The organism is Streptomyces sp. NPDC127197 (assembly GCF_042672405.1).
In the GTDB taxonomy this organism is placed as follows: domain Bacteria; phylum Actinomycetota; class Actinomycetes; order Streptomycetales; family Streptomycetaceae; genus Streptomyces; species Streptomyces flavusporus.
In genome coordinates, this window is the sequence record NZ_JBHXVG010000090.1 from 1 (window position 1) to 8,967 (window position 8,967).

Sequence of the window (8,967 nt, forward strand, 5' to 3'; positions counted from 1 at the left end):
TCATCGGCCAGGGTCCAGAAAGGCGTCGTAGCCCCGCGCTCGAACAGTCCGGCGCGGGTGGTCCCCGCTGCTGGAGCTGTTAACAAGGAATTAGGTAGAGCAGTGGCAGCACCTCGCTGATCTTCGGGGACTTGCGGCACCAGGGCGGCAGGATCGCGGAGGAGAACCGCTTGCGCTCGCCCGTCTCGGCGTCGACGCGCTTGTCGTTCACCCGCGGCGCCTTCACCTCCACCGCCCCGGCCGCCGTGGTCACCTTGCGCGGCTGGTGGTAGCCATTGCGCACGACCAGGTGGTGGCCCTTCGCGTCGCGCTGGTCGGCCAACTCGGCTATGTAGGCGTTGACTTCGGCCTCCTGGGCGGCGGCCAGCATCCGCTGTGCGCCCTCGCGGACGATCTCGTCGATCAGAGAGGATCCGTTGGCGGTGGTGCCGTCGGCGTTCACTACGCTGAGCACGGGCGTGCCTTCCCGACCTGCGCGGCAACGCTGGCCTACTCGATACCAGTCAATCGATTACTCGGGAAGGTACGCCCTTCGCGTGTGCCCTCCCGAACCGATCCACAGGTATTGAGCATTGCTCGAAGGAAAGGTCGTGCCATGACTCTGATCCTTACATGGAATCGAGTCTCCATTCGAACCGGGGCGCTTCAGTGCGTTACGTGCTGGACGGCACGCGCCCGCATATCTTCCGGCCGCGCCATTCGCCTCGGGCGTTGAAGCACCACTCGCAGAGACGGCCGACCCCTCGGCACGTAGCATGCTGCGGGTCGCTCAAACTGGATCGTGGCGACGCGAGCAGGGGCAGACCCGTCACGGGGGGAAACGAGCCTGCCCCTGCACGATGGCGCCCGCGAGCCTCCCCCCGGAGTGCAGACGCCTCGACCCCAACCGGGGTCACTTTGATCAGCGCGCCATGAGGCTCGGGTGTCACGGGTGACGGCTGACGTTTTCTGGATCAACATCCTTGTGCAGAGCGCCACTTGCAAACGTCACAACCACACCACACCCCCTCCATAGCGGACGCATCGCGCGCCAGAATGCGAGCCCGACATCAGCGCAGGGCGAAGCAGTGCCCAGCTACAGCGAAAGTGCAGACGGCCGTGAGGGTTGAGAAGTTCGGGATCTGGTTCGCCTGGGCGTCCGGCATCGTTCTCCCTGCACCGCTGGCAAGCCTGGTCCGCGAGCTCGTAGGCACCCGCCGCGGCAAGGCCAAGATCGGCACCCGGACGACGTTCCCTGGCTGTTCCCAGGAGGACAGCCGGGGCGCCCCCTCAGATCGGCAAGCGCCTTCATCAAATCAGGGTCCGGCCCAAACAGGACCGTTCCATTGCGCTGTTCACGCTCGCGACCGAAGTCTCCGCCGCGATCCTCGCCCGGATGCTCGGGGTCCACATCAAAGTCGCCGTCTCAGTGGCAGCAAGCGTCAGCGGGGGACTGGGCCGCCGACGTCGCCAGCCCGAAGTGTCCGTGAATCATGCCTCATGCGCTTGGCTATCCGAGATCGCCATTGCTCTGGAGAAGCTGGGCGTTGATTCAAGATTGTGTGCCGTGACCGTCTCATGGCTTTACCGAGCCTACGTCGGCTTGCGGGTGGGCATGCGCAGCCTCGTGTCCATGCACTACCAGCTGGTGCTGTGCGACGAGAGGGACGCGATCATCCGCGAGCGGGCCGGGCCCGCGGTATCGGGCTCGTCCGGTGACTCAGCCGCGCCGGGCGGCTCCGTCCGGCCAAACGACGTCGACGGGAAGGCCGGCTTCGCGTGCTTCGAGCGCCGTGTCCGCGGTGCCGCCGCCCTTGCCCGACGGGGGCTGGCCGTTCCAGACGGCGACGAGGCGGTCGGCACGCTTGAGGAGGTGGCTGTTGGCGTCTTCGTACGCCGACCGGTTCGCGGTCTCGTGGTCGAGTACAACCACCTCGTCGGCTGCCTGCGTGAGCCGGTCGAACGTCTCGGCGTGGTCTGGCTTGACCTTGTTCTGCCGGTAGTCCTTCGAGGGGATCACCACGACCAGGCGCCCGCCCAGCTCAAGTACGGCTTCGGCGAAGAGGGAGTCCGATCCCTTGGCGATGCATGAGACACCGGTCAGGTCGTCGGCGTACGGCCTGAGTGCCTCCCGCAGGGCTTCGCGCACCAACGGGACACTGGCGTCCGTCAGGTCCATGTGGCCGGTCACGGCGATCGTGGTCACGTCGCTCCTTCAGCTCGACAGCAGTTCGCGGATCCGTGCCCGCGCTTCGCCGACCGTACGCGATGTCGGCCGGCCCACCGTGTACGGATACAATTGTCCCAGCTGGGCGCGGACGCGGGTGGACCGGGTGCGGGCGGCGGCGTCGACGGCGTGGTGGGTCTGCTCGACCGCACCCGTCATGTCACCCATCAGGAAGTGGCACTCCGCCAGCCCGATCAGGTCGAGGGCGTGGCTGCGTCCGGCTTCGGCGCCACGGGTCGTGAGCGCGCTGCGGATGTTCGCTGCGGCGGCCTCCGCGTGCTGCGGTTCGCTGCGTGCCATGTCCAGCAGACGACCGCCGGTAACGCCTGCCAGCTCTGCCTCGTCGAAGTATGTGATCCAGTATGGTTCTTCGCCTGCCCCTGCCTCAGCGAGGGCCTCGGCAGCCTCGCTGGTGGCCCGCCGGAATGCCGCGGCCCGGCCCATGGCAGCGTATGCCCAAGCCTCCCGGGTATGGAGCATGGCGAGCACGCGCGGCCCCGCGGCCTTGCGGGCGCCCTTTTGAGCCAGGTGTACGAGTTCCAGCGCGTCCTGCGGCCGGTCGCGGTAGAGCATCTGCCGGGCCATGCCCGCCAGTACGTTGGCGCCGAATGTGGCATCGCCGCCGGCGTGAGCCGCGCGCAGCGCCAGCATGTAGTAATCCTGGGCCTGCTTCTGAAGGCCCGAGCCCCAGGCCATCGTTGCGGCCGTGCCCCCGAGGAACGCCATCACCCTGAACAGCCCTTGCTCGACGGCCGGTTCCTGGTGCTCTTCGAGGTGACCAGCAACCTCGTTGAGCTGCCCAACGACGGCCTTGCGGCGCAGGCCTCCGCCGAAACGGTGGTCCCAGGCACGGAAGGCTCGTGCTGTCGCTTCCAGTTCCTTGACCTCTCGCTGGCCGACGCGGCCACGCCGATGGGTGGCCTCCGCGGGTGGCGCAGGCTGAAGCCAGCCCTCCAGTGAGTCGAGCAGCGCAGCGCCGGACATGGCAGCGCCGACCATGGCGCGGGTCGCGGCGCGGCGATCCATCACGAAATCGCTCCTGGTCATGTCGGTCGCCAGCTGAACGGTCGCGGTGGGGCGCCAGTGCGCGTCATCGGATGACCGTGTGTCCAGCGGTGTGGTGGGCGGGTCAGGGGTGTCGGGCTGTCTCTCCCAGGAGCGGTCGGCGAGCCCGACCATGCGCCCGGGGATGCGCAGCCCGTCGGCAATGCGGCAGATCACCTCGAAGCTGGTGACCTGCTGCTGGCCGCTGATGATCGTCGAGACCTTGCCGGGTGTGAGCTGGCAGGCCGCTGCGATGCGGTTCTGCGACAGGCCGCCCCACTTCTTGATGAGCGAGAAGGCCGCGGCGAAGTCGTGCTCTGCCAGGGCTCGCTTCAGATCGTCTCGTTCGAGGACTTCGGGAGCGAGCGGGCCGGGGGTGGCGGCGTCCATGGGGCCAACTTCCGGGTGATCGTGCGCTTCGTCGCGCCGTTCCGAACCAGGAACGAGTGTATTACCGCCTCGGTAACCCCCGCTGGTCATCCCGCAGTTGCACGGGAGAGGCAACCCTCGATGCATGAACAGAACAGACCCCGGCGACCGCTCGCGACGGTCCCGGGGCGTGGCCAACGCTTCGAGGGAGCGCCAACACCATGAAAGCTACAGCGTCAACCCCGGACCGAACACGGGGGGCGAAGATGACGATCGAGGTGTACACGGTCAGCCGGGACGGGGTGGTGGTGAGCCCGCCGCGTGCCGCGATGAGCGTGCCGTACGGGTACGAGCCCGCCGCCGAACCGATGAACACCCAAGTCGGTCCCTGCGCTTGCCCGGTTCACCGCGAGGGGGGTGCTGCCCGGTGAACGCCACCCGCGACGCGATCGAAGCTCCCGCGCCGTCCACCGGGCTGATGCGCGCCCAGGCGACCTGGTTCCTCGATCAGCGCACGCTGCTGCGCCATCAGACGGTGAAGGGCTTCGGTCAGGACTTCCGCGGCTACCTGGGGCAGCTGATCCCGCGGATCGGGCAGCTCGCCGACGTTCTGCCCCCGGATGATGTTCCCGCGAGGGTGGCGCTGGTCGGTGTCGGCGTGACCCGCCGCCGTTTGGGGGAGGAGGGGGCCGCGGGCCTGTACGGCGAGGTCGAACGGGTCAAGCGGCTCGCCCGGTCCGTCGTTGCCCTGTGCGACCACTACGACGCGCTGACTGGCCTGGCGATGTGCCTGGCCTGCGACAAACCGATTGAGGCGGGTGATGCATGGGTGCCGTACGACCACGTCAGCCCCTCCGGCGGTGCGGCACGGGACGGCCGGATCCACTGCCGCTGCGCGAACGCGCCACGCCGCCGCTGAGCGGCCGGCCCGCCCGGAGTAAAGGGGGCCCACGGCGACCGCAGGGTCAGGGTCGGGGTCAAGACGCCCGTCCCAGGTCCCCACCCTGGACAGGTCGAGCCTGGAGCGGGCGCACGACGCACGTCTGAAGCGCTACCCACTCAAGGAGGCACGGAACGTGACCACTGCGCAGAAGCGCCCGCTGATCGACGCGCGAAGCCTGATCAGCGCCGAGATGCGGGCAACCCTCGCCGCCAACATGTGCGACAAGTTCCCCCAGCTGACGAAGGAGAAGGCAGACCGCGGCGTCGGCCAGATGCTCGCCTTCCTCGCGGCGTGCGACTACGCCGACCGGCCGCTCAGCCCCTCGCCGCTCGTGGACGACTTCTGGCACGCCTTCCTGCTCCACACCAAGGCGTACCGGGAGTTCTGTGAGGAGGCCTTCGGCCGGTTCTTGGACCACCAGCCCGGCTACCTCGACCCGCAGGAACACGGGGGCGGCAAGGCACTCCGTGCCCGGACCGTCGACTCGATCACCCTCGCCGGGTACGAGATCGACATGGAGTTCTGGCCCGAGCTGGACCTCGCGGACTGCTCGCAGTGCCATGCGAACTGCTCGGACAGCCCGAACCATCCCTGACGGGTCTGCCGGCCCTCGGTCTGTGCCACGCTGTGGCCAAGGCCGGGGATCGGCCCCCCCTTTTGCTCGAAACCCAGGAGACCGCGGGTGGACCGCATCGAATGGCATGACCTACCAGCAGCCAGCCGGGCCGCCGTCGAGCGCCACACGGGCCCGGTCGACGAGGCCGAGAGCGCGCCGCACGGCGTCATATCCCGGCTTGCCTGCACCGTCACCACACGGGCAGGCAGAACGTTCGTCAAGGGCACCCGCGCGGACGACCCCCAGGCGTGGGTGTACCGCCACGAGGCCCAGGTGACGCGGAACGCGCCCCGCGCGCCCCGCGTGCTGTGGGAGGTCGACGCCGGCGGGTGGCTGCTGTACGGGTACGAGTACCTCGAGGGCCGGTACCCGGACCTGACTCCGGGGTCCGACGATCTTTCCTGTCTTGTACGCACGCTCACCGCAGTATCCGAGACGCCCTGGCCCGAGGCCCTGCGGAAAAAGCCGCTTCACACACGGTGGGCTGACTTCCTGCCCGAGGAGGTGCCGACCGGACTGCACGGCCGGGCACTCGCCCACACGGACATGTCCCCCCACAACATGCTGGTGACCGGCGCCGGCGAGCTGCTGCTGCTGGACTGGGCACTTGCCTGCCCCGCCCCTGCGTGGGCGGACGCCGCGCTGACCATTCCCCGGCTCATCTCGGCCGGCCACACCCCCGAGCAGGCCGAGGCGGTCGCCCGGCAGGTTCCCGCCTACCACGCGGCTGACCCGGCGACCGTGACCGTCTTTGCGCGCACCGTCTACGCCGCGTGGGAGGAATGGGAGCGTACGTGCCCGCTGCCTCACCGTGCTGCGCTCACTGCTGCGGCCCGAGACTGGGCAGCGTGCCGTGAGGCTGGGTCCACAATCCGCACGCCCTGAACCGGGGCTTCGGGCGCCCTGTGCGTCAGTAGACGGACAGGCCGTGGATGGCGAGGACTTCCTGGATGGGCTGGTAGTAGGTGGTCCCGCCGGTGGCGCAGTTGCCGGAACCGCCGGAGAGGATGCCGATGACCTTGTCGCCGGCGTAGAGCGGGCCGCCGCTGTCGCCGGGCTCGGCGCAGATGTTGGTCTGGATGAGTCCGTAGACGGTGGTGCCGCCGCCGTAGTTGACGGTTGAGTTCAGCGCGGTGACCCTGCCGCAGTGGACACCGGTGGTCGCGCCGCGGCGGCAGACGCTCTGGCCGACGTAGGCGGTCGCGGTGCCGGTGACGTCGATGGTTCCGATCGTGCCGGGGTGCGGCACGGCCGCGTTGGCGTAGCGTACGACGCCGAAGTCGTCGCCCGGGAAGCTGCTGCTGGTGGTGGGGCCGATCGCGGTGGTCTGGGCGGAACTGGTGTACCAGGTGGACGTGGTGTCCGTGCAGTGCCCGGCGGTGACGAAGTAGTACGTGGTTCCGCTGCGCACGTTGACCCCCGCCGAGCAGCGCAGGCCGGAGGCGTAGACGCCGTCGCCGCCCGACACGAGGGTGCGGAGCCTGCCGTCCTGCCGTTCGAGGGTCATACCACCGGCGAAACGCGCGGCGACCCGTCGGAGCCGGGCGAGATCGGTGTCCGTCACCGTGGAGTCGGCATGGACCCGCAGTGTCCCGTTGCGCTGGTCCACGGCCCAGGCCGTCCCGGCGATCCCCAGGGCCTCGACGGCCGAGGCGGCGCGTGCCGGTGCATAGGGTGAGGCCTGCGTCGCGGGTGCCGTCACTGTGTCGGCCTCAGGCGCGGCAGCCGCGCCCGTTGCGGACACGGCGAGGACGGTCACGACGAGCAGGCTCAGTACGCGGGCGGTCGGCCGGAAACGTCCCATGGTGGTACGGCGTGCTCTCATCGCCCACAACTCCCCGAAGACCGTCGAAGGGTTGGCCAGATGTGCTGGGTTTCGGTGCGGTGATGCCGGTGTGATGCGGCGTGTCTGCGCCGACCGTTGGAAACGGCGGCGCCCATTGTGCCGGGTCGCCGCAGGCGGCGGTAGGTCGACTTCAGGCCGTGAGCCCGCGCGGGATCACACGCTGGACCCCGGTGCACGGCGGCCCGTGCCAACGCGATAAGCAGAGGACTACAGCAAGCCCAACACCCTTCAGAAGCGGAGGACTTCGTGCGGTTTCCGCCCCGCTCCCCGTCCGGCTGGACCATGGCCGTGTTCGGCGCCCTCGCCGCAGCCCTGGGCGTCGTGGGGCTGATTGCGCCGGACGTCCTCCTCACCGCCATGGGCTTTACGGCCCGAGGGGTCCCAGCGCACGGAGGGAGACCACACCCTGGTCTTCGTGACCGCCTCCTCCATGGCGGCGGTCAACATGGGCGTGTACTACGTGCTGGTCGCTCTCTCGGACTGGAAGGCGTTCTTCCGCTGGACCGTCCCCTTCCGGCTGCTGACGTGCACGGTCTTCACGCTCGCGGTGATCGGCGGACGCGCCCCTTCCGGCTTCCTTGGCGTCGGCCTGTGGGAGGGGCTCGGCGCGCTGCTCACCGGCGCGGCTCTCCGCTACGAGGCACAGCGCACCCCCGCTGCCGACGGGGCCGACGCCTGACGCCCGCGCGAGCGAGCAGCGCGGCGCCGGCCTCGTGGGGTGCTGCCGGATGCGTGGACGCTAGGCGCCCTTGGGCGCCGCCTGCTGCACCACGTCGAAGGACCACAGGGTGGACCCGCTGGCCGCCGGCCGCGGGCGCTCGCCGCCCTCCCCGCCACCGCCCTGACGGGCTGCCTTCATCGGACCCTCCATCCACGTATGGAAGGACTCCTCGTCGCGCCAGCCGTGTAGACGAGGTAGTTGTCGGTGCTCTCGACGGGCCGGAGGAGTTCGAACCGCTCGAACCCGTCAGAGCTCTCCACGGCGTGCGCACGGGAGGCGAAGCGCTTCTCCAGCGTCTCGCGCTGCTCGGCGGGGACGGTCAGTACGTTGACCTTGACCACGCTCATGGTGCTCATCCTGCCGCATGGCAGTCGGCACCCGGGCGCCGCCCCGCACGGCATCGCCGGCCGGCGCGCACGGCGACGGGGTTACTCGCGCTCAAGCCTCTTCGGCGAGCAGCTCGCCCAGCTCCTCGCCCGCTCCCCAGCGCCGGACGGCGGAGCCGTCGAGCAGACGGGTCGTGCCCTCCCGTCGTGCTCACTGGACGTCGCGGGCTGCGAAGGTGCCCCGGTGCACGACCAGGCGGAGGACTTCCTCGTCCGGCTTCCCGCGGCGCGGGTGGGGATGCGGCGGGTCCTCGGCGGGCAGGGGCTCCGCCACCGGCCGGAAGGCCACGTCCAGGTGCCGGCCGTCGGTGTTTCGCGCACACACGCGGTCGGTCGGGCGCGGGTATCAGCCGCACCCGCCACCCGTCCCGGCGCAGCATCCGCGCGACGGCCAGCGCGAGGCCCTGGGTGTCGAGTTCGAGGAGGTCGTTGGGCGTGCAGTACCCGATGCGCCGACGAGCCCCCGGCGCCGACGGCGCGCCCAGAGCGTGACGGCGCAGGCGACGACCAGGACACCGGTGAGCGGCACCGCGATCCCCGCGGCACGGTATCCCCAGGCGAGCAGCGCGACCATGCAGCACCCCGCCGCCACCGTCAGTGCGAGCGCCGGCAGCACATCACGGAATCTGGGTCCGTAGAGCCCACGGGCTCGCAGCAGGCGCACGGCTTGCCGCCGCTTGGCGCGACGTGACTGGAAAGGGCCGGACGTCCACGATAGGCGCGCCACAGTGTCAGCCCCCAACCGTTCCTATGGACTGAGCGGGAGTGAGTCCTGTTGCCAGGATTCATGCTCAGCCGAACGCCCCGAACGGTGTTGGGCGTTCTGGTTGCCCGCG

The 8,967-nt window shown here is 69.8% G+C and carries 8 protein-coding genes and 2 pseudogenes; 4 read left to right on the forward strand and 6 right to left on the reverse strand.

Going from position 1 to position 8,967, the window contains the following annotated elements; all coding sequences use genetic code 11:
* Positions 1-91: 91 nt before the first annotated feature.
* The 3 genes and pseudogenes from ACFVJQ_RS44930 to ACFVJQ_RS44940 form a co-directional block, all read right to left on the reverse strand.
* A pseudogene (locus ACFVJQ_RS44930) lies at positions 92-454 on the reverse strand (transposase); the annotation flags it as partial.
* Positions 455-1,699: 1,245 nt separating this feature from the next.
* On the reverse strand, positions 1,700-2,185 hold the full coding sequence (locus tag ACFVJQ_RS44935; RefSeq protein ID WP_385515009.1) for a hypothetical protein: 486 nt from the start codon (positions 2,183-2,185) through the stop codon (positions 1,700-1,702).
* A gap of 9 nt (positions 2,186-2,194) precedes the next feature.
* Positions 2,195-3,640: a helix-turn-helix domain-containing protein gene (locus ACFVJQ_RS44940; protein ID WP_385791702.1), complete on the reverse strand. Its 1,446-nt coding sequence runs from the start codon at positions 3,638-3,640 to the stop codon at positions 2,195-2,197.
* A 406-nt stretch (positions 3,641-4,046) separates the two neighbouring features.
* Between ACFVJQ_RS44940 and ACFVJQ_RS44945 the strand changes: the two genes are divergently transcribed.
* From ACFVJQ_RS44945 to ACFVJQ_RS44955, 3 genes are all read left to right on the forward strand, one after another.
* Positions 4,047-4,538 (forward strand): DUF6415 family natural product biosynthesis protein, encoded by a 492-nt coding sequence (locus ACFVJQ_RS44945; protein WP_385791704.1) that lies wholly within the window; start codon positions 4,047-4,049, stop codon positions 4,536-4,538.
* 157 nt (positions 4,539-4,695) lie between these two features.
* Entirely contained in the window at positions 4,696-5,157 is a 462-nt protein-coding gene (locus tag ACFVJQ_RS44950) for a glycine-rich domain-containing protein (RefSeq protein WP_385515012.1), read from the forward strand.
* A gap of 87 nt (positions 5,158-5,244) precedes the next feature.
* Positions 5,245-6,063: a phosphotransferase family protein gene (locus ACFVJQ_RS44955; protein WP_385791706.1), complete on the forward strand. Its 819-nt coding sequence runs from the start codon at positions 5,245-5,247 to the stop codon at positions 6,061-6,063.
* 25 nt (positions 6,064-6,088) lie between these two features.
* On the opposite strand, the gene ACFVJQ_RS44960 is transcribed toward ACFVJQ_RS44955, so the two are convergent.
* Complete coding sequence (locus ACFVJQ_RS44960; RefSeq protein WP_385791708.1) at positions 6,089-7,003, reverse strand: S1 family peptidase; 915 nt, start codon at positions 7,001-7,003, stop codon at positions 6,089-6,091.
* 436 nt (positions 7,004-7,439) lie between these two features.
* Here ACFVJQ_RS44960 and ACFVJQ_RS44965 point away from each other — a divergent pair, with 436 nt between their 5' ends.
* Positions 7,440-7,703 (forward strand): hypothetical protein, encoded by a 264-nt coding sequence (locus ACFVJQ_RS44965; protein ID WP_385791710.1) that lies wholly within the window; start codon positions 7,440-7,442, stop codon positions 7,701-7,703.
* Positions 7,704-7,763: 60 nt separating this feature from the next.
* On the opposite strand, the pseudogene ACFVJQ_RS44970 reads toward ACFVJQ_RS44965, so the two are convergent.
* Together ACFVJQ_RS44970 and ACFVJQ_RS44975 are read right to left on the reverse strand one after the other, a co-directional pair.
* A pseudogene (locus tag ACFVJQ_RS44970) lies at positions 7,764-8,092 on the reverse strand (antibiotic biosynthesis monooxygenase family protein).
* A gap of 190 nt (positions 8,093-8,282) precedes the next feature.
* Positions 8,283-8,456, reverse strand: a complete 174-nt coding sequence (locus ACFVJQ_RS44975) for a hypothetical protein (RefSeq protein WP_385791712.1) — start codon at positions 8,454-8,456, stop codon at positions 8,283-8,285.
* Between the last annotated feature and the right edge of the window lie 511 nt (positions 8,457-8,967).